Source organism: Mesobacillus thioparans (assembly GCF_965138835.1).
GTDB classification, from domain to species: Bacteria; Bacillota; Bacilli; order Bacillales; family Cytobacillaceae; genus Mesobacillus; species Mesobacillus thioparans.
Map to the genome: position 1 here is coordinate 55,854 of NZ_CBCSFH010000010.1, position 21,522 is coordinate 77,375.

21 protein-coding genes are annotated in these 21,522 nt (G+C 45.0%); 5 read left to right on the top strand and 16 right to left on the bottom strand.

Going from position 1 to position 21,522, the window contains the following annotated elements:
• Positions 1-5: 5 nt before the first annotated feature.
• Positions 6-1,028 (top strand): NADPH dehydrogenase NamA, encoded by a 1,023-nt coding sequence (gene namA, locus ACNAZ4_RS16180; RefSeq protein WP_415815952.1) that lies wholly within the window; start codon positions 6-8, stop codon positions 1,026-1,028.
• 321 nt (positions 1,029-1,349) lie between these two features.
• Here namA and ACNAZ4_RS16185 read toward each other — a convergent pair whose 3' ends face one another.
• The 6 genes from ACNAZ4_RS16185 to rnz all read right to left on the bottom strand — a co-directional run bounded on the left by ACNAZ4_RS16185 (position 1,350) and on the right by rnz (position 6,471).
• Positions 1,350-1,979: a class I SAM-dependent methyltransferase gene (locus ACNAZ4_RS16185; protein ID WP_415815954.1), complete on the bottom strand. Its 630-nt coding sequence runs from the start codon at positions 1,977-1,979 to the stop codon at positions 1,350-1,352.
• A 25-nt stretch (positions 1,980-2,004) separates the two neighbouring features.
• On the bottom strand, positions 2,005-4,140 hold the full coding sequence (locus ACNAZ4_RS16190; RefSeq protein WP_415815956.1) for a heavy metal translocating P-type ATPase: 2,136 nt from the start codon (positions 4,138-4,140) through the stop codon (positions 2,005-2,007).
• On the bottom strand, positions 4,133-4,501 hold the full coding sequence (locus tag ACNAZ4_RS16195) for an ArsR/SmtB family transcription factor (RefSeq protein WP_415815958.1): 369 nt from the start codon (positions 4,499-4,501) through the stop codon (positions 4,133-4,135). Before ACNAZ4_RS16195 ends, ACNAZ4_RS16190 begins: the two co-directional genes overlap by 8 nt.
• A gap of 102 nt (positions 4,502-4,603) precedes the next feature.
• On the bottom strand, positions 4,604-4,888 hold the full coding sequence (locus tag ACNAZ4_RS16200; RefSeq protein ID WP_415815960.1) for a hypothetical protein: 285 nt from the start codon (positions 4,886-4,888) through the stop codon (positions 4,604-4,606).
• Positions 4,889-4,975: 87 nt separating this feature from the next.
• Complete coding sequence (locus tag ACNAZ4_RS16205) at positions 4,976-5,524, bottom strand: histidine phosphatase family protein (protein ID WP_415815962.1); 549 nt, start codon at positions 5,522-5,524, stop codon at positions 4,976-4,978.
• A gap of 17 nt (positions 5,525-5,541) precedes the next feature.
• Positions 5,542-6,471 carry a ribonuclease Z gene (gene rnz, locus ACNAZ4_RS16210; protein ID WP_415815964.1) on the bottom strand — a complete coding sequence of 310 codons (930 nt, stop codon included), beginning with the start codon at positions 6,469-6,471 and terminating at the stop codon, positions 5,542-5,544.
• A 363-nt stretch (positions 6,472-6,834) separates the two neighbouring features.
• Between rnz and zwf the strand changes: the two genes are divergently transcribed.
• Positions 6,835-8,301 (top strand): glucose-6-phosphate dehydrogenase, encoded by a 1,467-nt coding sequence (gene zwf, locus ACNAZ4_RS16215; protein ID WP_415816166.1) that lies wholly within the window; start codon positions 6,835-6,837, stop codon positions 8,299-8,301.
• A 39-nt stretch (positions 8,302-8,340) separates the two neighbouring features.
• Here zwf and ACNAZ4_RS16220 read toward each other — a convergent pair whose 3' ends face one another.
• A complete protein-coding gene (locus ACNAZ4_RS16220) occupies positions 8,341-8,547 on the bottom strand; it encodes a zinc ribbon domain-containing protein (RefSeq protein ID WP_415815966.1) in 207 nt (68 codons plus the stop codon).
• Between the two features lie 175 nt (positions 8,548-8,722).
• Here ACNAZ4_RS16220 and ACNAZ4_RS16225 point away from each other — a divergent pair, with 175 nt between their 5' ends.
• Positions 8,723-9,415 (top strand): TMEM164-related integral membrane acyltransferase, encoded by a 693-nt coding sequence (locus ACNAZ4_RS16225; RefSeq protein WP_415816168.1) that lies wholly within the window; start codon positions 8,723-8,725, stop codon positions 9,413-9,415.
• A 39-nt stretch (positions 9,416-9,454) separates the two neighbouring features.
• Here the strand turns inward: ACNAZ4_RS16225 and ACNAZ4_RS16230 are convergent, their stop codons facing one another.
• The 3 genes from ACNAZ4_RS16230 to ACNAZ4_RS16240 all read right to left on the bottom strand — a co-directional run bounded on the left by ACNAZ4_RS16230 (position 9,455) and on the right by ACNAZ4_RS16240 (position 13,168).
• Positions 9,455-10,198 carry an alpha/beta hydrolase gene (locus tag ACNAZ4_RS16230; RefSeq protein ID WP_415815968.1) on the bottom strand — a complete coding sequence of 248 codons (744 nt, stop codon included), beginning with the start codon at positions 10,196-10,198 and terminating at the stop codon, positions 9,455-9,457.
• 134 nt (positions 10,199-10,332) lie between these two features.
• The gene (gndA, locus tag ACNAZ4_RS16235; protein WP_415816170.1) at positions 10,333-11,742 is read right to left on the bottom strand and encodes an NADP-dependent phosphogluconate dehydrogenase; all 1,410 of its coding nucleotides are present in this window, start codon (positions 11,740-11,742) and stop codon (positions 10,333-10,335) included.
• A gap of 133 nt (positions 11,743-11,875) precedes the next feature.
• Positions 11,876-13,168, bottom strand: a complete 1,293-nt coding sequence (locus ACNAZ4_RS16240) for a DNA polymerase IV (protein ID WP_415815970.1) — start codon at positions 13,166-13,168, stop codon at positions 11,876-11,878.
• A 181-nt stretch (positions 13,169-13,349) separates the two neighbouring features.
• On the opposite strand from ACNAZ4_RS16240, the gene ACNAZ4_RS16245 reads away from it, so the two are divergent.
• A complete protein-coding gene (locus tag ACNAZ4_RS16245) occupies positions 13,350-15,062 on the top strand; it encodes a methyl-accepting chemotaxis protein (protein ID WP_415815972.1) in 1,713 nt (570 codons plus the stop codon).
• Positions 15,063-15,109: 47 nt separating this feature from the next.
• On the opposite strand, the gene ACNAZ4_RS16250 is transcribed toward ACNAZ4_RS16245, so the two are convergent.
• The 4 genes from ACNAZ4_RS16250 to mce all read right to left on the bottom strand — a co-directional run bounded on the left by ACNAZ4_RS16250 (position 15,110) and on the right by mce (position 19,523).
• On the bottom strand, positions 15,110-15,592 hold the full coding sequence (locus ACNAZ4_RS16250) for a chemotaxis protein CheW (protein ID WP_415815974.1): 483 nt from the start codon (positions 15,590-15,592) through the stop codon (positions 15,110-15,112).
• A gap of 769 nt (positions 15,593-16,361) precedes the next feature.
• Positions 16,362-17,483: a tripeptidase T gene (locus ACNAZ4_RS16255; RefSeq protein WP_415815976.1), complete on the bottom strand. Its 1,122-nt coding sequence runs from the start codon at positions 17,481-17,483 to the stop codon at positions 16,362-16,364.
• Positions 17,484-17,557: 74 nt separating this feature from the next.
• Positions 17,558-19,108, bottom strand: a complete 1,551-nt coding sequence (locus tag ACNAZ4_RS16260; RefSeq protein ID WP_415815978.1) for an acyl-CoA carboxylase subunit beta — start codon at positions 19,106-19,108, stop codon at positions 17,558-17,560.
• Position 19,109: 1 nt separating this feature from the next.
• Positions 19,110-19,523 (bottom strand): methylmalonyl-CoA epimerase, encoded by a 414-nt coding sequence (gene mce / locus ACNAZ4_RS16265; RefSeq protein WP_415815980.1) that lies wholly within the window; start codon positions 19,521-19,523, stop codon positions 19,110-19,112.
• Positions 19,524-19,775: 252 nt separating this feature from the next.
• On the opposite strand from mce, the gene prli42 reads away from it, so the two are divergent.
• Positions 19,776-19,871: a stressosome-associated protein Prli42 gene (prli42, locus tag ACNAZ4_RS16270; RefSeq protein WP_415815982.1), complete on the top strand. Its 96-nt coding sequence runs from the start codon at positions 19,776-19,778 to the stop codon at positions 19,869-19,871.
• A 37-nt stretch (positions 19,872-19,908) separates the two neighbouring features.
• Here prli42 and ACNAZ4_RS16275 read toward each other — a convergent pair whose 3' ends face one another.
• Both ACNAZ4_RS16275 and ACNAZ4_RS16280 read right to left on the bottom strand, forming a co-directional pair.
• A complete protein-coding gene (locus tag ACNAZ4_RS16275; protein WP_415815984.1) occupies positions 19,909-20,430 on the bottom strand; it encodes a L,D-transpeptidase in 522 nt (173 codons plus the stop codon).
• Between the two features lie 24 nt (positions 20,431-20,454).
• Positions 20,455-21,444: an aromatic acid exporter family protein gene (locus tag ACNAZ4_RS16280; RefSeq protein WP_415815986.1), complete on the bottom strand. Its 990-nt coding sequence runs from the start codon at positions 21,442-21,444 to the stop codon at positions 20,455-20,457.
• Between the last annotated feature and the right edge of the window lie 78 nt (positions 21,445-21,522).

Sequence of the window (21,522 nt, forward strand, 5' to 3'; positions counted from 1 at the left end):
TTGGATTGGAAAAGAAATTATTTTCACCTTATAAAATGAAAGATCTTACTCTGAAAAACAGGATTGTCATGGCACCGATGTGCATGTACTCATGTGAAAAAGAAGACGGGATCGTCACAGACTTTCATATGACACATTATGTGAGCCGTGCTGTCGGCCAGGTGGGCTTGATCATACTTGAAGCAACCGCAGTCACCCCCCAGGGCCGGATTTCACATCAGGACCTTGGAATCTGGAGCGAGGAGCATGTAAGCGGCCTGACAAAATTGACTCAACAAATCAAGCAGAACGGTGCAGCCGCTGGTATCCAGCTGGCACATGCCGGCCGAAAAGCAGCATTGCGTGATGAAATTATCGCTCCTTCTGCTTTAGCATTTGATGAAAAGTATAAAGAACCAAAGGCAATGACAGCGGAAGAAATCAAGGAAACCGTCGAGGCGTTCAGGCTGGCTGCAGATAGAGCTAAGCGTGCAGGCTTCGATGTGATTGAAATCCACGCTGCACATGGCTATTTGATCAACCAGTTCCTCTCCCCGCTTACAAACAAACGGGATGACGAATACGGCGGCACTGCCGAGAACCGCTTCCGCTTCCTCAAGGAAATCCTAGAAGAAGTAAAAACTGTTTGGGACGGCCCGCTGTTTGTCCGTGTTTCTGCATGTGACTATCATGAAGAAGGCCTGACTGCCGATGATTATGTATCAATCGGTGCATCACTCAAGAAACTGGGAGTAGACCTGATTGATGTCAGCTCAGGTGCGGTGGTACCTGCAAGGATCCACGCTTATCCAGGCTACCAGGTTAAGTTCGCTGAAAAAATCAAACATGGAGCAGGCGTGGCTATCGGAGCTGTCGGATTGATCACGACCGGGATCCAGGCTGAAGAAATCCTCCAGAATGACCGCGCTGATTTGATTTTCATCGCCCGTGAACTGCTGCGCGACCCATACTGGCCGAGAACTGCAGCCAAAGAGCTTGGCACAAGCATTGAATCGCCTAAGCAATATGAACGAGGGTGGATATTTTAGGCTAAAACTAAAATAATCATTGTTCCTAAAGAGGCATCCAGAGCGTTACTCTGGATGCCTCTTTTTGCTCTGTAATCTTGAAATGGTTTTAATATGAATGACGGACACTTTCTTGTGTTTCAAGGATTTCTGTCCATGATCGCCTTGATGACGGACATTTTCTTGCATGTTTCACGAATTTCTGTCCGTCATAGCCCTGATGACGGACACTTTCTTACGTATTTCACGAATTTCTGTCCGTCATAAACCCTTAATCACTAACACAATAACACCATGGAAAAAGAGACTGTCATTAGAAAAACAGCCTCTCTTTCTATGAAATCATTGACTTAACAGACTTTTTTTCAGCAATATCCTGCGGTACATTCCTCCGAACATGATTCCTTCATCTGAAATCAGCTGTACTCCGGCTTTTTCCGTTGAGCAGATTTCCTCGAAAGATACACCGATATCGGTTCCAAGCAGCTTGATTACATGCCTGAAGGCTTTTTTGACAAGTGAAAGTCCTTTCCCCGGCTGAGAAAATTTATCGAAGACCAGCACCAGTCCATCCTTTCGGCATACTCTCAACATCTCGCCAAATGCCTTTCTATTGTCAGGAACGACTGACAAGATTAAACTTCCAACCACATAATCAAAGGCATCATCAGCAAAATCCAGCTCTTGGGCATCCATTTTCAAAAAACTGATCTTGGATGCCCGGAATTTATCCTTTGCTTTCTGAAGCATATCCTCAGAATAATCGATCGCGGTAATTTCAAGATGTTCATAGGGCAGCCGCTCTATGTCTGCCCCTGTGCCTGCACCAACGAACAGCACCTTGTCTCCAGGCTGGAAGTGTATATCGTTAAAAAGTGTTTCCCGCGCCTTCAGAAATGGGCCAGCATTGAAGATTGCATCATAAATCGGCGCCCAGACTTTGTAAATGATTTTATTCCAGGAATTATTCATAGCATCCACTCCAACCTGAAGAGTTCTATTTATCTTTTACTCTTAAAAGCCTCAACCCGTTGAGTGTCACGATCAGGGTTGCGCCCATATCGGCGAAAATCGCAATCCATAGGGTCAGCCATCCTGGGATGACGAGCAGCAGGGCGAGCAATTTCACGCCAATCGAGAAAGCGATGTTCTGTTTGATGATCGCCAGTGTCTTCCGGCTTAATTTCATCGTGAATGGCAGCTTCTTCAGATCATCGGCCATCAATGCAATATCGGCCGTTTCGAGTGCTGTATCAGTTCCCGCTCCGCCCATCGCCACTCCTACATTCGCCGCGGCAAGTGCAGGAGCATCGTTGATACCATCGCCGACCATTGCGACTTTACCATGCTCCTTCTGTAAAGACTTAATGAAGGCCAGCTTATCCTCAGGCAGCAAATCGGATTCAATATCCGAAACCCCCGTCCCGATGCCAATTGCCTGTGCTGTTCCTTTATTATCCCCTGTCAGCATGATCGTCTTTTCAATCCCCAGCTCATGAAGACGGGCAACTACTTCCCTGCTCGATTCCCTTACTTCATCTGCGACCGCGATCAAAGCAAGCAAGCCGGATGACGTGCCTGCCACCATCACTGTTTTTCCTTCTGCCTGCATGGAGGCAATCTTTTCAAAAACTGAAGGAGGGATGCCGCCAGCCACTATTTCTTCAAGATAGTTTGGGCTGCCGATATGATAAGCCACTCCGTCGACTACTCCCTTTAACCCTTTCCCGGTTACCGATGTGAACTCTTCTACCTTCTTCTCCCTGAATGATGACCCTAGTGTTTCTGCGTTGCGGACAATCGCAGCAGCAAGCGGATGCTGTGATTTGTTTTCCAGTGCAGCAACGTGAGCGAGAAGTTCCGTTTCATCTGAAGAGGATAGCAGCACGAAATCGGTCAGTGCAGGGAGACCTTTAGTCAGTGTCCCAGTTTTATCAAAAGCCACTGCTTTGATTGTGCCCATCTCTTCTAAATGGACCCCACCCTTGACCAGTACACCATTTTTCGCCGCGTTGCCGATTGCGGTCACGATGGACACCGGTGTTGAAATCACGAGCGCGCATGGACATCCAACAACAAGGACAGCCAATCCCTGATAAATCCAATCACTCCAGTCACCGTTGAACAAGAGCGGAGGCATAACAGCGACAAGGAAGGCGACCAGGATGATCATCGGTGTGTAATACTTGGCAAAGCGGTCTACAAAAGCCTGTGATGGCGCCTTTTCTGCCTGAGCCTCCTCGACAAGGTGAATGATTTTTGCGATTGTACTATCATCGACCAGCCTGGTTACTTTGACCTCAATTAATCCCTCACCATTGATCGAACCGGCAAAGACCTCATCACCGGTATTTTTCTCAGCGGGTACGGACTCACCGGTGATCGCCGCCTGATTTACAGCCGAGCTGCCGGCAGCCACTTCTCCATCCATGGCAATTTTCTCACCAGGTTTGACAATCATGACATCCCCGACTACTATCTCATTTACATGAATATTGAATTCCCTGTCCTTGCGGCGCACCAATGCTTCTTTTGGAGCGATATCCATCAAAGAACGAATCGAGGCTCTTGCCTTATCCATCGAATATCTCTCCAGGACTTCACTGATCGCAAATAAAATGACAACGACAGCACCTTCGCTCCACTCGCCAATGATGGCAGCCCCGATGATGGCGACGGTCATCAAAGCCCTCATATCAAAATCTAATTTCAATAGGTTCTGTATCCCACTTTTAAATAGCGAAAAGCCGCCAACGGTAATTGCTCCTAAAAATAAAAGGATAGCAGGCAGTGATTCTTCGTCTGAAGTCCATTGAAAAAAATATGCTGCAATGATCATAGCTAAGCTGAGCAGCAAATTCATGTTTTCCTGCCAGAATGGTTTCTTTTTTCCCACAGGAGCCTCAGCTTTATCGGGATACAGCCTGAGGTTCTCGAACGCGCCCGCCCTCTCCAGGTCTTCTATGGTTGTATTCCCGTATACAGTCAGCTTCGAGGCGCCAAAATTAACCTTTGCATCAAAAACACCATCCAGGTGCTTTACGTTCTTTTCGAACTTACCGGCACAGCTTGCTCAGGTGAAGCCTTGTACACGGTAGATTGTTTTCTCCCCAGATTTGACTGCTTCAGCCATTCATCTCCATCTCCTTTTGATGTTCGAATGCTATTTGGATCATTTGCTTCACATGGTCATCCACAAGAGAATAATAAACCAGCTTTCCTTCCTTGCGATATTTGGCAAGACCGAGGTTCTTCAGCGTACGGAGATGGTGGGATGCCGTAGCAGTTGAAGCATTGGCAATCGCAGCGACATCACATACACAAAGTTCATCCCCCACAAAAAGCGAATAGGCGATCTTGATTCTCGTTTCATCTGATAAAGCTTTGAAAATTTTTGCAGCATCTGCTGGGTTTTGTTCCTTTAACTTACCAGCTACTTCTTCAACCTTATCGTCGTGGACACAGTTGACCTGACAGACGTCCTGCTCCTTCAATTTATCATCCACCTCATTCAAATCATCATTTGAATATATAATATTCAAACCATGATTTGAATGTCAATAAAAAAAACCAGAATTTTCTCCTGGTTTTAAAGATTAGGCTATTTTTTCCTCGTGGCTGTCGGCAACCTTTTTAAAATAAAATACTGACTTAATGAGTCCCACCGCGATCAGGGAACAGATCATATTATAGAAAGTTGCGAATATCGCAAGATCCACCACTTCAAAAATGACAGCATACAGTACCCCGGCAATTCCGAATATGGAAATAGTGATCAGAAAATGCATCCTCGGCAGAAGGAACGTGATGATTCCTCTGAATAACATGACCAGTGACCCCATGATGAAAAAATGAAGACCGAATAAAAGTAAGAACTCCAAGATTACTCCCCCAGTTTCGTGTAGACAGAATGGATGGAAATTGCCCCATCACTTTCCATTTCCCTCTGGGTCGATTTTTAAACGGTTTTAAATCCGGTCATCCCATATTCGATTCAGGAGTGTGCTTTCACTTGAAACAACAAGTTCAAAAACATCTGGATTCGTCATTTCCATGAGACAGTCATATCCGAAACTTTCATTGAAGTACCTCATGAGCAATGTTGTCATATTTCCATGGCTGACAAGGAGGATATGGTCATCATCAGAGCAGAGGAGATCTTCAATCAGGGATTTGGCTCTATCCATTGCAGTTGAATGAGATTCTCCGCCCTCAAACATAAGCTCAAAGTCTTCAAAGCTTTGTTTCAGCTTTTCCCGCCAATCTTCGAAATTCACAGTACTCAGCACTCTTTCACCTAGTCTTTCATCCTCCAGGACTTCTATTCCTTTGGAATTGGCTAGTGGCTTGATTGTATCGACCGCTCTTTTAAAAGGGCTTGAATAGATGATATCTATTTCCTTATGTTTAAAAAAGTCAACCAGCGCAAGCGCCTGCCTCCGGCCATGTTCGGTCAGAGGCGAGTCTGCTGGCTGTCCAGTCGCACTTGCATGTCGTACAAGATAAATTGTTTTCAATCGTCACACCCCTTTTTTCAGTCATGATCATACGGAATCGTGATTTCCATGAAGTCCTCAGATATGACAGTATTGGCAAAAATAGTTTTAGCTTCCGCTTCGAGCTGCTGCCAGTCATTGCGGTCATATCTTGAACTAATATGTGTAAGGCACAGCTTTTTCGCACCGGCATGTAAGGCTGTTTCAGCTGCCTGCAATGTTGTCGAATGGAAATACTCGTGAGCAAGCGCCTCTTCACCTGCTGAAAAAGTTGACTCATGGATGAGCAAATCCGCATTCCGAGCAAGCTTTTGAGCATTTTTGCATACTCTTGTGTCTCCTAAAATGGAGATGATTCTGCCTTTCTGCGGCGGACCGACAAATTCAGCAGGGTCAATCACCGTTCCGTCTTCCAATATGACTTCTTCACCATTCTTGATTTTTCTGTAATCAGGTCCCGGTTTTACTCCTGCTGCTTGAAGCTGATCAGCGAGAAGTGTACCCGGTCGATCTTTCTCATGGATTCTATACCCATATGACGGAATTCCATGCTCCAGCAGCCTTGCTTCCACAGTAAACTGTTCGTCCTCAAAGATGATTCCTTCTTCTAGCTCGACAAATTCAAGCGGATACTTCAAATACGATTTACTTATTTTTAGGGATACTTCAATATATTCTTTGATCCCCGGCGGTCCATATACTGTCACCAATGTATCACCGCCCTGGAACGAACGGCTGGACAGCAAGCCTGGCAAGCCATAGATATGATCCCCGTGCAAATGGGTGATGAATATTTTCTCGATTCTTCTTGGCTTTAAGCTTGTATGTAAAATCTGATGCTGGGTTGCTTCACCACAGTCAAACAGCCAGACAGATCCCCGCTCCTCGAGCAATTTCAGTGCAATTGAAGTCACATTCCTCAATTTTGCGGGAACTCCGGCTCCTGTCCCCAGAAAAAAAACATCCATAAACCTGATATCCTCCTGTCCATACGCCTGCAAACGTACCTGCTTTTCATTATTCCTTTCAATATATCATATGTAACAGCTTCCATCTAAACGCAACGCTGATTTAACGAGAATGGGATAGTTCCATACAATTTGCAGAAACTAATTATAGGTTAAAAAAGTTGCTAAATGTCGTCGAAACCGATAAAATTTTGTATTTGTAAAGTGTTTTTTATGCATGGCTGTTTTCGGATAGATTGTTGCTTCCCGATTTCCGGGTGGAAAGCGGAAAAGTTAACGGAAAGAGCCTTCTACATATTTTAAATTCTTATAAAAGAGAGGTTCTATATTGTGGCACACACCGAAAAACCTACAGCTTTAATCATGATCTTCGGGGCTACAGGAGACCTGGCAAACCGAAAACTGTTTCCTTCCCTCTATAATTTGTATGCAAAAGGGAAACTGGACAAGTTCGCGGTAGTTGGCGTTGCCCGTCGTTCACTGTCAAATGAGGAATTCCAGCTTAAGGTAAAAGAGTCTGTAACTGAACACGGCGAAGCTGAAGCGAATATTGATGATTTCGTCTCCAAGTTTTATTATCACTCCCATGATGTTACTGATTCTAGCTCTTATATCGCTCTTGGCAAGCTGGCAGAGGAGCTTGACGGACATTACGGGCTTGATGGCAATAGAATATTCTACCTGGCAATGGCACCGGAATTCTTCGGAACGATTGCCGAACACTTAAAGAAGGACAACCTGACGAATGTTTCAGGTTTCAAGAGGCTTGTCATCGAAAAGCCTTTCGGACATGACCTTGAATCGGCAAAAGTATTGAACAAGCAAATCAGGACTGCTTTTTCCGAGGATGAGATTTATAGGATCGACCATTACCTCGGAAAGGAAATGGTTCAAAATATCGAAGTCATCCGTTTTGCGAACGCAATGTTCGAGCCACTCTGGAATAACCGCTACATTTCCAACATCCAGGTCACATCCAGTGAAACTCTTGGTGTCGAAGAACGCGGCCGTTATTACGAAAAGAGCGGTGCACTCAGGGACATGGTCCAGAACCACATGCTGCAGATGGTCTCTTTGCTGGCGATGGAACCGCCTATCAAGCTGACTACGGATGAAATCCGTTCCGAAAAAGTAAGAGTGTTCCGTGCCCTGCGCCCGATTACGGGAGAGGAAGTAAACGACTATTTTGTCCGCGGCCAATATGGTAAAGGGATGATGAGTGAAAAAGATGTCCCTGCTTACCGCCAGGAGGAAATGGTTGACCCAGATTCCAATACAGAAACATTCGTAGCCGGCAAGCTGATGATCGATAACTTCCGCTGGGCTGGAGTGCCTTTCTATATTCGTACAGGCAAAAGAATGAAGGCAAAATCAACAAAAATCGTGATCCAATTCAAAGATATCCCAATGGACCTGTATTACAAGCCAGAAAAAACGGTCAATCCAAATCTGCTTGTGATCCATATCCAGCCTGAAGAAGGAATCACGCTTCATCTGAACGCCAAGAAATCCGGCCAGGGTACGGAAGCTACACCTGTGAAACTGAATTATGCCAATAAAGGAATCGATGGGCTGAATACACCGGAAGCATATGAGAAGCTGCTGTACGATTCATTGCGCGGTGATGCAACAAACTTCACTCATTGGGATGAAGTTGCTCTATCCTGGAGTTTCGTCGATAATATCTCAGAGGTTTGGGAAAACACAAAAGAACCATCCTTCCCGAACTATGAATCCGGCTCAATGGGTCCTGATGCAGCAGACAAACTGCTCGAAAAAGATGGATTCTTCTGGTGGCCAATCACCGAAATCGATGTAGAAAAATGTTAAGAACAAAAAAGCCCGCCTGGCAACCGGCGGGCCTTTTCTTTAACCACCAAAAAAGAAATCAAGAATATTGGAGCCAGCAGATGCTTCTTTGTTATAGAACTCCGAATATCCGCACCTCCTGCAATACACCACGGTAAACTGGTTATTCTGAATATCAAACATCTTGGATAATCCTGTCCCCGTCATTGCGACATCCTTCTGGCCTGCGTCCGTGCTGCCACATTTGATGCATCCTTTTTCGTTCAAATCTTCCAACTCCCTTTTTTTGTACTATACTTCTTTTACGAATCTGGCAAAGATTGGTTTCACCTTTTCACATAAAAAATTCTTCAAAAGGAAAACTTATATTTGTCTTATTAACTTATCAGAGGTGGAATGTATGGGATGGTTTGGACACAGCAACAAGACATTCAGCTTTAGCATGTTTTCTGATAGCCATCTTGCCATTTTAGCGATTTTCATTTTCGTAAATGCGGCGATTTTTATTCATCGGAGGAAGTTGAGTGATGAAAAGTGGCGGAAGGCAGAGCTTTTGACAGCATTTTCATTAATTTTGATCGAACTCTTGAACCATTATTGGATGTATAGTCATGGTGTTTGGATGTTGGGCAGGTCCATGCCTCTGGAATTGTGTAATTTAGGTCTCTTACTGGCTATTGGCTTACTTTTAACGAGAAAGAAAATCTTTTTTGAGCTTTTGTTTTTCATCGCCTTATTGGGTGCGACCCAGGCAATCCTAACACCCGCTTTAACGTATGACTTCCCTCATTTCCGCTTTTTTCACTTTTTTTATGCACATCTGATGATCGTTTGGGTGACTCTTTATTTTACTCTCGCTAAAGGTTATTACCCAACGCTGGCATCCGTTTTAAAAGTCATCCTGTTCATCAATCTGCTCTTGCCCGCAATACTGTTCATCAATAAAACGGCCGACGGAAACTATTGGTTCTTGCGTCACAAACCTGACAGCCCCAGTTTCATGGATTTGCTCGGTCCGTACCCATGGTATATCTTTTCGCTGGAAAGTTTGCTGATATGTTCAAGTCTCTTTACTTGGCTCTGCCTGCGCTTATGGCTCAGGGGGGAGAAGAAGAGTTCTTATTCTGAGACATGAACATCCCTCACTCAAAAAAAAGAAGGCAATTCATGCCTCCTAAAGAATCCCTTTGATAAATTGAAGTGTCTTTTCAATAATAATTTGCTGGTCATGGTCCAGAGTTGCAACATGGTAGCTATCTTTTAAGGCAAGGATTTCTTTTGATTCAGAGCTGATTTGTTCATAGATGGCTTGTGAATTATCCGTAGGCACCACATGGTCTTCGTCCGATACAAAGATCAGGGCTGGGCAAGATATTTTCGGCAGGTCCTCTTTCACTTCTTTCATGAAGGTTAAAATTTCTTTTACGGATTGGACCGGCGTTTTTTCATAAGCTAATTCCGTTACTCCCGCTTTTTTTATGTCGGATCCAATTGCATCCAAAAATCGGGTTCCTTCCAATTGGCGGACAGGCTCCATTGCCGGAATATCTATTGCGGCATTGATCGTGACAATCCCCCGGACTTCCGGATACTTTTCAGCCATATACAAAGTCAGCGTACCGCCCATTGACAGGCCTGTCACAAAAATCGTGTCACACCTTTCCTTTAACCACTGGAACCCCTCTTCCACTGAAGCAATCCAGTCATGATAGCTGGTTTGTTCCATGTCTTCATAATGGGTTCCATGGCCTTTCAAGCGGGGTCCACAAACAGTATAGCCTGCCACAGCATAAGCCTCACCAAGGGGTCTCATGCTTTGTGTGGAGCCGGTAAAACCATGCGATACAAGAATGCCAACGTTATTCCCTTCAAAATAGAAAGGCTCAGCTCCCTCAAGCACTGGGTAACGATCTGTCATAACAATATCCCTCCAATCAAAATTATCCACTTACAAAGACTTCGACTATACTTCCAGCAAACCCTTCCTTCCGTAAGAAAAACACCTTTTTTTCAGTAAAAAAACAGCGGATACAAGATCCGCTGTTACTGTGCTTATTCCATCCACTCGGTGTGGAAGATTCCTTCTTTGTCGATGCGCTGATAGGTGTGGGCGCCGAAATAATCGCGCTGTGCCTGGATCAGGTTGGCTGGCAGTGTTTCTGTCCGGTAGCTGTCGAAGTAGGAAAGTGCTGCTGAGAAGCTCGGGACAGGTATTCCGTTAAGGACCGCAGCCGAGATGATTTCACGCAGTGACTGCTGGTAGCTTTCTGCGATTTCCTTGAAATATGGGTCAAGCAGCAGGTTTTTCAGTTCCGGGTTGCGGTCGTACGCTTCCTTGATTTTCTGGAGGAACTGGGCCCTGATGATGCAGCCTCCGCGGAAAATCATCGCGATTTCTCCGTAGTTCAGGTTCCAATCGTATTCTTCTGATGCTGCTCTCATCTGAGCAAAGCCCTGCGCATAAGAACAAATCTTGCTTAAATACAGTGCCTTGCGGATGGACTCGATAAATTCCTTTTTGTCGCCATCAAATGGCTTCGTTTCTGGTCCGGAGAGAACCTTGCTTGCTTCGACTCGCTCTTGCTTCATGGCCGAAATAAAACGCGCGAAAACGGATTCCGTAATGATAGGCAGCGGAACTCCAAGGTCGAGCGCACTCTGGCTTGTCCATTTTCCTGTTCCTTTTTGGCCAGCGGTATCAAGGATCACATCGACAAGCGGTTTGCCTGTTTCATCGTCCTTCTTTGTAAAAATATCTGCAGTGATTTCAATTAAATAACTGTCAAGCTCACCTTTGTTCCATTCTGCAAACACTTCATGCAGTTCTTCGGCACTCAAGCCTAGAACATGCTTGAGCATGAAATAAGATTCTGAAATCAGCTGCATGTCGCCATACTCGATGCCATTGTGGACCATTTTCACATAGTGCCCTGCTCCATCAGGACCAATGTATGTAGTACACGCCTCTCCATTGACCTTAGCGGAAATATCCTGGAAAATCGGAGCAACCAGCTCATAAGCCTCTTTTTGCCCGCCAGGCATGATGGAAGGTCCGTGCAAGGCCCCTTCCTCACCGCCAGATACCCCGGTTCCGATGAAGTGAAGTCCAAGCTCGCTCAATTCCTTGTTCCGACGCTGGGTATCGGCAAAATATGTATTACCGCCGTCAATGATGATATCGCCTTTCTCAAGATGAGGCTTCAATTGCTCGATTGTCGCGTCTGTCGCTGCACCAGCCTTTACCATCAGCAAGATTTTCCGCGGCTTTTCAAGCGATTGAACAAATTCTTCGATTGAAAACGTTCCGTAGATGTTCTTGCCTTCCGTTTCGGCGAGCATTTCATCCGTCTTTTCTCTCGAACGATTATAGACAGAAACAGAATAACCCCTGCTTTCAATATTCATTGCGAGGTTTTTCCCCATTACAGCTAGGCCAATGACTCCGATTTGCTGTTTTGACATCATTTCAACTTCCTTCCTTTTTCATAACTGGTTATAAGAAACTTACAAACTAATGTAACAATGAATCCAGAGGGGTGCAAACAATAGGGTCCGTCTTTTTTATTTCGACTTAACCCCTGGAAGCTAAACAACGTTAAGAGTCTTTTTTCTCGATACCGCCATTTTTTTTACGTTCCTGAAGGAAGTCCTTATTAAAGCTTGTGCCAGCTCCTGGATTTTCCTTGGATGAAAGCTTCTTCACCTGTATACCTGCGCTTTCAATAATGCTTTTTCCATATTTCTCACGCAGCTGGCTCATCGTATTGATCAAAGGCTCTTTTTTTGCATCCTGCTCATAGGAAAACAAGTCCAGCTGCTTCACCGCTTTATCTGCCTCCAGCAGGTCTGTCCCGGTGATGCCAAGCAGACGAACAGGATCCCCGTTCCAATGCTTTAAAAATAAAGTTTTTGCCGCAGAAGCAATTTCTTCTTTCTTGGAAACAGGGTTCTGGAGCTTTTGACTTCTAGTGATCGTTTTTCTGTCCTTGAACCGGATCATGATGCTAATGGTGGTCGCGACAGCTTCCTTTCTCTTCATCCTTGCAGCTACCTGCTCTGATAAACGATCAAGTACTTTCAGGAGTTCGTGCTGATTCGAAAGATCCCTCGGGAGGGTTGTCGAGTTGCCGATGCTCTTGAAATCATAGACAGATTCGGGATCCACCACCCGATTATCCTGGCCGTTGGCTCTTTCCTTCAGCTTCAGTCCATTGATCCCCAACAGTGCTTTCAGTTGGATATCATTTGCTTTTGCCAGGTCGCCAATTGATAGAAGTCCGATGCTTTTTAGTTTGTCCGCGGTTTTCGTTCCTACTCCATGCATCTCTCCAGCTCCGAGCGGCCACAGGACCGTGGGGATGTCCCGCTTTCTTAAAACCGTGATTCCCAGAGGTTTTTTCATATCAGAAGCCGTTTTCGCCAGAAATTTATTAGGAGCAACTCCAATGCTGCATGGCAAATCAAGCTGCTCGAGGATCCGTTTCTGGATGCTCTCAGCTATCTCCAATGGTGCCCCGAGATCAGCACAATCCGTAATATCCATATACCCTTCATCAATGGAAACAGGTTCCACAAGTTCGGTATATTGGCGTAATATATCGAACATAGCTGCAGACGCAGCACGGTACCTGTCAAAATTCGGTGTTTTTATGATTAACTCAGGGCAAAGTTTTTTTGCTTCCCATAATGGCATCGTGGTCTTGACTCCGAATTTCCTTGCTTCATAGCTGCAAGTGACAATGATTCCCCTTCGCTCCTCTGGATTCCCCGCAATGGCGAGGGGCTTTCCTTTCAATTCGGAATCATAAGCCATTTCAACACTTGCATAGAAGCTGTTCATATCAACATGTAAAATGACTCTGCCCTTTTTTGGATACATCTCTTTCATGTCCGCCACTTCCCAAATATACGTTCCCTTCTAGTGTATCAAAAATAAAGTGGTTTTACTTAATCGAAGTCTGGAAGTTAAATTTGAATTTTATGTGAAGAAATCAAGGAAAAGGTTAAAGATCCACCTTAAATACCCGATAAAATGAATAAATAGATATACCATAGACGGAGGAATTTTTATGCAGCATTGGTCCATTGGCAGAAAGTATGCAAGCGTTTTCGCATTTATCATGGTCATTTTCCTGGGCAGCTTTATTTATTTATCAAGTGTATTGAATAATCTTCAGAATGCGATTGACCTGGCTGAGGAGAAAAGTGATTACGCCATCATGATAAGTGAAATGTCGTCATCTTTTCGCCAGAAATACATTATTATTACTGATTACATAACAGATCCCAAACCAGAGCTAATTGATTTGTACAAAAAAGAGTCTGAGCAGTTCGATTCTTCTTCAGAAAGCCTGGGTGCATTCGTAAAATCAGAGGAAGCCAAAACAGTCCTGAACGCAATCGTGAAGATTGATCAGCACATGAATACTGTTTGGGAAGACGACATTTTAAAAACGGTCGAAGAATTCCGCAGGAACTTTGAACAGGTTGATGTCTATACGCAAATCAGCCTGACGAACAAGGCTGAAACCATCCGGGATATGAATATCGAAAAGTTAAACGAACTCCGGACATCGATATTGGCTGACAGGACCAGGATCATGAAGGAAACCCATTCTTCAATTGCTTCAATGATCCGTAATACTTTCATCCTTATCATCATTGCCTTTATCGTCTCTTCAGTGGCGATGTACTTTGTCTCACGCAATATCAGCAAGAACCTCAAGGATGTGGTCGCTTACTGCAAGAAGCTCGCGGCCGGGGAACTGAATGTTAAAGCATTGCAGGCAAAAAGCAAGGACGAAGTTGGACAGATCATCCAGGCTATGAATCAATTATCCGGAAACCTTAAAGCTTCGATTTCCAGCATACTTGCGTCATCTGACCAGGTAAATGAAATGTCGAGGAACCTGAAGGTAAATGCTGAGGCAACCACAGAAGCAAACAATGAAATCACGACATCGATCATGCAGGTTGCCTCTGCTTCAGATGAGCAGGTGAAAATTTCGGAACGCACCAATGAAGCAGTCGAAAATGTTTCTGCTCAACTAATCGAGGTTACAGGATCGATGAACGAAACACTGCAAACGACTTCAGACACGAAGCAAAAAATCGAGCAGGGTAAATCGTATGCTTACAGTGTGACAGAGCAGATGGACGAAATAAATGGAAAGGTCACGGAGTTGGCCAAAGTGATTCATTCCCTGAAGAATAATTCTCAGGAAATCCATCGAATCATCGAAATCATCACCGATATTTCAAACCAGACAAATTTATTGGCTTTGAATGCAGCGATTGAAGCGGCAAGGGCCGGCGAGCACGGGAAAGGCTTTGGTGTCGTGGCCCAGGAAGTGCGCAAACTTGCCGAACAATCAGCCGGAGCGGCAGACAGCATCCGCACAATCCTCGAACAAACTGGAAAAGAAACGAACCAGGCTGTAAATGTCATGGATGAAAGCCAGGTGACCGTCCAAAAAGGCAATGAACTTGTCGAAAAAGTGGCGACCATCTTCACAGAAATAGCTCATTCCATCGAGGAAGTCAGCTCCAAAGGAAACACTGTCAGCAGCGCTGTCATGAGTGCAAATGAAAAGATAGAATTCATGGCCCAGTCAGCAAACGACGTCATTACCGCCTCTTCCAATTCTGCTCAGTTCCTCGAACAGGTAGCAGCTACAACAGAGGAACAAAATGCAACAATGCAGGAGCTGTTGGAATCATCCAGTAAATTGTCCAGCATGGCAGAAGACCTTAGGAAATCATTCTCCAGCTTCAAACTATAACAAAAACAAGCTGACCCGCGGGGGCCAGCTTGTTTTCATATTACGCACTAGTTATGTAATTCCTGTTTTTGGTTTTTCATATAGTCCTTAATCTCTTTGATTCCCTCCAGTGACTGGATCAGGGTTTCCGGATTAATGACCATGATCATCCGTTGTCCAAAATTTGCGATGCCAGTGATGAATTTAGTATTTTGGTATGCGATCAGACCAGGCTGTTTCAGGTTCTCCTGAGGTATCTCAAGGATTTCCTTCGCATCCCTGACCAGGACACCCAGCGAGATATCCGATGTCTCCAATACAATCAGCCTCGTCTTATCATCCACCTGAATATCCCGGTTATAGAGGACCTTTTCCAAATCAATGACCGGAATCAGCTCTCCCCTTACCTTCGTAATTCCCGTGACATAGTCTGGCATATGCGGGATCACCGTCATCCCTTCCATTTTTTCAATCGAAATAACGAAAAGAATCGGAAAAGCGTATTCTTCATTCCCTGCCTGGAACACAACCGTCTTGGTACTTTCAGCCATTGGAGTACACTCCCTTTGTTTATTGTTCTATCTTTAAATAGTAATAGCTTCAAATGATTGCCTGTTAAATGAAAAGGGTGAAACATTCCAAGTATTATATCGGAGTCTTTGGTGTCATCTTTAGAACTAATGCAAAATGAGCAGGGTTAATGGACATTTTGGCAGTCTCTTCTCTGTGAAATGTCTATTAATGATGGTTTCTTGGACATTTTGACCTTTGCCCCACTTCAAAATGTCTATTAAACCTCGTTTCTTGGATATTTTGACTGCAGCTTCTCTCTGAAATGTCTAAGAAAACTTAGTTCTTGGACATTTTCGCCCTCTCCCCACTTCGAAATATCCATTAAACCTCAGTTCTTGGACATTTTGACTGCCGCTTCCCTCTGAAATGTCTAAGAAAACTCATTTCTTGGGCATTTTGACTCTCGCCCCACTTCGAAATGTCCATTAAACCTCGGTTCTTAGANATTTTGACTGCCGCTTTCCTCTGAAATGTCTANGAAAACTCATTTCTTGGGCATTTTGACTCTCACCCCACTTCGAAATGTCCATTACACCTCGGTTCTTAGACATTTTGACTGCCGCTTTCCTCTGAAATGTCTATGAAAACTCATTTCTTGCACATTTTAGCCCTCTCCACACCACGAAATGTCCATAAAACCCCGCCTACTTGGACATTCAGACAATCACTCGTCTTCGAAATGTCTATGAAAACCTTTATGCCTATAAAAAATGGCTTCCCCCTGAAGGGAAGCCATTTGTTTCTTGATTATTGTGCTGCTACTTCTTGAATCAAAGCGATGACCATTTCGGCAAGCTTCTCCAGCTCTTCGATTGGCATTCTTTCGTTTGTTGTGTGGATTTCTTCGTATCCTACAGCAAGGTTGACTGTCGGTACTCCAAAGCCGGCAATGACGTTGGCGTCGCTTCCGCCGCCGCTGTGGAGCAATTCGGAGCTTCTGCCGATTTTTGCGGCAGCTTTTTTAGCCAGTTCGACAACCAGGTCGCCTTCGCCGAATTTGAAGCCTGGGTACATGACCTGGACATCAACTTCTGCTTTGCCGCCCATTTCCTGTGCAGCTGACTCGAATGCTTCCTTCATTTTTGCCACTTGCGCTTCCATCTTTTCAGGGATAAGGGAACGGGCTTCAGCAAGGATCTCAGCACGGTCGGCAACGATGTTTGTCTGTGTTCCGCCCTGGAAACGGCCGATGTTGGCAGTTGTTTCTTCATCAATGCGGCCAAGCGGCATTCTGGAAACTGCTTTGGCTGCGATCGTGATTGCAGATACACCTTTTTCAGGAGCAACACCAGCGTGTGCAGTTTTGCCATGGATGACAGCCGAAACTTTCGCCTGGGTAGGGGCTGCGACAATAATGTTTCCTACCTTGCCATCACTATCGAGTGCATATCCGTATTTCGCTTTTACCAAAGAAGAATCCAATGCCTTGGCACCAACAAGTCCTGATTCTTCCCCGACTGTAATGATGAACTGGATTGTTCCATGAGGAATAGATTGTTCTTTCAGGACACGGATTGTTTCAAGCATGACTGCAAGTCCCGTTTTGTCATCCGCACCTAGAATGGTTGTTCCATCTGTTACGACATAACCATCTTTGATGGATGGCTTTACTCCGTTTGCCGGTACGACTGTATCCATATGGGAAGTGAAATAGATGGTGTCTACACCTTCTTTTGTCCCTTCCAATGTACAGATCAGGTTCCCTGCACCATGGCCTGTTTGCGCCGTCGTATCATCCTCGAATACTTCCACTCCAAGGTCCTCGAATTTTTGCTTGAGAACGCGGGCGATTTCTGTTTCATGCTTTGTTTCAGAATCAATTTGGACAAGCTCTAAAAACTCATTCAATAAACGTTCGTTATTAATCATCAAAGCCTACCTCCAATTATGTATATACTACTTGAGTATAACGCTAATTGACTGTCAACACCAAACACTTAATCCTATAGTGGAATGTTGCCGTGTTTTTTGCCTGGCCTGTCTTCTTTCTTTGTCCGGAGCATCTCAAGAGCCTGGATCAGTTTGATCCGTGTATCACGGGGATCAATGACGTCATCGACCATCCCCTGGCTGGCAGCGACATATGGATTGGCAAACTTTTCACGATATTCATCGATTTTTTGCTGCCTTGTATGTTCTGGATTTTCGCTGTTCTGAATTTCCTTCGCAAAGATTATATTCGCGGCCCCCTGCGGCCCCATTACGGCGATTTCGGCATTTGGCCATGCAAAAACAAGGTCCGCTCCGATGGATTTACTGTTAAGGGCTACATATGCGCCGCCGTATGCTTTTCGCAAAATAACGGTCAGTTTAGGAACGGTCGCTTCTGAATAGGCATAAAGGATTTTTGCGCCGTGGCGGATGATGCCGCCATGCTCCTGCTTGATTCCAGGGAAAAACCCTGTCACATCTTCAAAAGTGATAATCGGGATATTGAAAGAATCGCAGAATCTGATGAAACGAGACGCTTTATCAGAAGAATCGATATCGAGTCCTCCTGCCATCACCTTTGGCTGGTTGCAGACTAGGCCGACGACTTCGCCTTTGATTCTCGCAAGTCCGATCACGATGTTTTTGGCAAAGTCCTTCTGGATTTCCATGAACGAATCCGCATCGACAACCTGTTCGATTACCTTGCGCACATCATATGGCCTGACAGCGTCGAATGGAATCACGTCAGTCAAGTCCGGCCGGTAATCTTCCTGATCATCCGCTTCAAGGCGCGGCGGCTTTTCTTCATAGTTTTGCGGAAGATAGCTCAGCAGCAATCTTACCTGCTCCAATGTTTCTTCTTCCGACTGGCCATGGAAATGAGCATTGCCACTGATCGTGTTATGTACAATTGCGCCGCCCAAATCCTCTGCAGAAATCTTCTCACCGGTAACCGTTTCAATTACTTTTGGGCCGGTAATGAACATCTGGCTTGTCTTTTCGACCATGAACACAAAATCAGTGATAGCCGGTGAATAAACGGCTCCTCCTGCGCATGGTCCCATGATGACAGAAATCTGCGGGATGACGCCTGAATAAATCGAATTCCGATAGAATATTTGGCCGTACCCATCAAGTGATACAACGCCCTCCTGGATTCTCGCTCCGCCAGAATCGTTCAGTCCGACAAATGGTGCGCCATTTTTGGCGGCAAGATCCATCACATTAGCGATTTTCTTAGCATGCATTTCCCCAAGAGCACCTCCGAACACGGTGAAATCCTGTGAAAATAAATAAATCGGCCTGCCATTGACCTTTCCGTAACCGGTGACAACTCCATCCCCAGGGCCCTTCTGATTCTCCAGGCCAAAATCAGTGCTGCGATGCTGGATGAATGGATTCAATTCAACAAAGCTGCCTGGATCGACAAGAAGTTCAATTCGTTCACGGGCTGTCAGCTTGCCTTTTTCATGCTGCTTTTCAATCCGCTCGTCACCGCCGCCCAATTCAATTTCCCTGCGTCTATCGTATAGTTCATTGATTTTTTCATAGATATCTGGCATTTCATTCAGCCTCCCTGTTTTTCTCGCAAAGTTCGTATAAAATGCTTCCTGTAGATTTCGGGTGCATGAATGCGACCAGCGCTCCCCCTGCACCTTTCTTCGGAACATCCTGGATCATCTTGATGCCGTTCTTCTTCATATCATCGATTCTTTCCTGGATTGAATCTACCCCAAGAGCAACATGATGAATCCCCTCGCCGCGCTTCTCAATAAAACGGGCAATCGCGCTATCATCCGATTGCGGCTCGAGAAGTTCCAGCTTCGTTTCCCCTGCTTTCAGGAAAGCCACTTTCACCTTTTCGCTGTCTACTTCCTCGATCCCCAATAATGGCAGTTTCAGCACGTCTGTATAAAATGGGAGGGCATGCTCAAGAGATTTGACAGCAATTCCGATATGGTCAACCTTTTTTATCATGAAATTCCCTCCAAATATTATTTAAATATATTTAATCGTTTTAATATTCGACAAAAACGTCACAAATCCTTCTTATTTAGATAGTTAACAGAGTAAATTCACACATGATCATTGACATAATATTCTTATACACTATCACAACTTCTTAAAAAGTTGCCATAAATGCATATCCTAAAGGGGTTGTTGAAAAGTTTCCGGCATTGTAAAATAATAGAGGTAGAATGCGATAGTTTTCGAAGGAGGATTCTTTAAATGCGGAAACCGAATATCAGAAAAGCAGTAGTTTACGTCATGCTTTTTACTATGCTGGCTTCGACCCTTCTAATGGGACTAGCTACGTTCCTATAATCATCTAAATAAGCAAAGGGCTGTCAGCTGACAGCCCTTAATTTTTTCCACTGATCGCCCCATGCTCCTGGCCTAACTGGATAAAGCTTTTGGATGAGGATGTGATGAGGATCTTTGTTCCTAATGGGATGAAATCATATAAAGATTCGACTGCCTCGTTCTGCATCCTTACACAACCTTCAGATACCTTCCTGCCAATGCTTGAAGGGTCCTTCGTCCCATGTATTCCATACGTTCGGCCGTCTGTGTTCTCAGCATCAAAGCCAATCCATCTGCTGCCAAGCGGATTTTTGGGGTCGCCACCCGGGATATTCTTCTTGCGATAATACGGGTCAGGCGCTTTGACTGTTACGGTGAAGAGCCCTTCAGGCGTCAGGTCATCTGTTTTGCCAGTTGCCGCGCTGACAACCGTCTGGACTCTGTTCTCATTGATCAATGCGACCTCGTTCGTTTTTTTATTCACAATGACGAATGGATCCCCGGGCAGCGGATTCGTTCCCAACGGCCAGACGGGCGAAAAGATGAAAACTGCTAGAAGCATGGAGATAAACACTTGCATGCTGATCCCTCCGTGTCTTTTCCGTTAGTTTGCCGCGGCAGGCTGACTTTTATCCTTGCCAGAGTTCATCCCTTTAAATGACCTTTTCAACAGGAGGAACTGTTCCATTTCATTCACAAAATGAAGCAGGGCAGCCCTCGCCTCGAATTCCTCCCTGGTTTTCGGAAGCTCCATGTTTTCAAATTCAGCTTTCATCCTTAACAATTTCTCCAGGTAAAATAATACCGTATTACCCGGGTGGATCCCTTTAGCCAGCTCTTCGATGAACCCCGCTACCATATTTGCCTGCTCCACGTGCTGAGGAATCGAGGTGATCGAAGGCAGCACCCGCTCGATGATTTCGAATTGCTTTTCTCTAATTTTAAAATACTGATAATACAAGTTCTCATCTCTCAAAATATTGTTTTCGACATCTTGGATCGCCAGGGACTTTGCTTTTTCAATCACCACGGCAGTCTCTGTCAATTCCCTGCCATCCCAGCTCGAATCATTCGTTCTGAGGTATTTGGCGATTTCGCTGAAAATCTTTTTGAATTGCGCTTCGATTTCCCTTTGGTACTGCTCAAGCTTGTAGTCGACACTCGGCATATAGAGATTCATGATCAGTGCTACACCTATGCCAATCGTGATAATTCCCAATTCATTAAATAAAAGACCGCCTGTTACTTTTCCAGCAGAGTAAATATGCATGATGATGACACTGCTGGATACGACTCCTTCTTTTGCCCTGAACATGACGACGGTCGGGATGAAAAACAGCAGCAGCAGTCCAATTACCACCGGATGGTAGGCAATGCCCTCAAAGAACACCGCAGAGAAGGCCATCGCAATGATGCAGGCCAGGAACCGATGCCAGGATGCCTGCAGTGACCTTTTTTTTGTCACCTGGATACAGAGGATCGTCAAGATGCCTGCCGAAACGTAATTTTCAAAGCCCAAAAGCTGGGCAATGACGATGGAAAGCGCCGTGCCAAGCGCAGTTTTAATAGTCCGATAACCAATTCTGAATTTCACCGTTTATTCTCCTATCAATCAAACTAAACCTTCACTGACTCACTGGAAGCGAACCCGTTCAGTCTCTTCACACAAATA

Coding starts and splice junctions, on each gene's coding strand:
- ACNAZ4_RS16185 (WP_415815954.1), bottom strand. CDS start 1,979: ATGAATAATTCCTGGAATAAAATCATTTACAAAGTCTGGGCGCCGATT.
- rnz (WP_415815964.1), bottom strand. CDS start 6,471: ATGGATGTTTTTTTTCTGGGGACAGGAGCCGGAGTTCCCGCAAAATTG.
- zwf (WP_415816166.1), top strand. CDS start 6,835: ATGATCTTCGGGGCTACAGGAGACCTGGCAAACCGAAAACTGTTTCCT.
- ACNAZ4_RS16225 (WP_415816168.1), top strand. CDS start 8,723: ATGTTTTCTGATAGCCATCTTGCCATTTTAGCGATTTTCATTTTCGTA.
- ACNAZ4_RS16230 (WP_415815968.1), bottom strand. CDS start 10,198: ATGACAGATCGTTACCCAGTGCTTGAGGGAGCTGAGCCTTTCTATTTT.
- gndA (WP_415816170.1), bottom strand. CDS start 11,742: ATGTCAAAACAGCAAATCGGAGTCATTGGCCTAGCTGTAATGGGGAAA.
- ACNAZ4_RS16240 (WP_415815970.1), bottom strand. CDS start 13,168: ATGAAAGAGATGTATCCAAAAAAGGGCAGAGTCATTTTACATGTTGAT.
- ACNAZ4_RS16245 (WP_415815972.1), top strand. CDS start 13,350: ATGCAGCATTGGTCCATTGGCAGAAAGTATGCAAGCGTTTTCGCATTT.
- ACNAZ4_RS16250 (WP_415815974.1), bottom strand. CDS start 15,592: ATGGCTGAAAGTACCAAGACGGTTGTGTTCCAGGCAGGGAATGAAGAA.
- ACNAZ4_RS16255 (WP_415815976.1), bottom strand. CDS start 17,483: ATGATTAATAACGAACGTTTATTGAATGAGTTTTTAGAGCTTGTCCAA.
- ACNAZ4_RS16260 (WP_415815978.1), bottom strand. CDS start 19,108: ATGCCAGATATCTATGAAAAAATCAATGAACTATACGATAGACGCAGG.
- mce (WP_415815980.1), bottom strand. CDS start 19,523: ATGATAAAAAAGGTTGACCATATCGGAATTGCTGTCAAATCTCTTGAG.
- prli42 (WP_415815982.1), top strand. CDS start 19,776: ATGCGGAAACCGAATATCAGAAAAGCAGTAGTTTACGTCATGCTTTTT.
- ACNAZ4_RS16275 (WP_415815984.1), bottom strand. CDS start 20,430: ATGCAAGTGTTTATCTCCATGCTTCTAGCAGTTTTCATCTTTTCGCCC.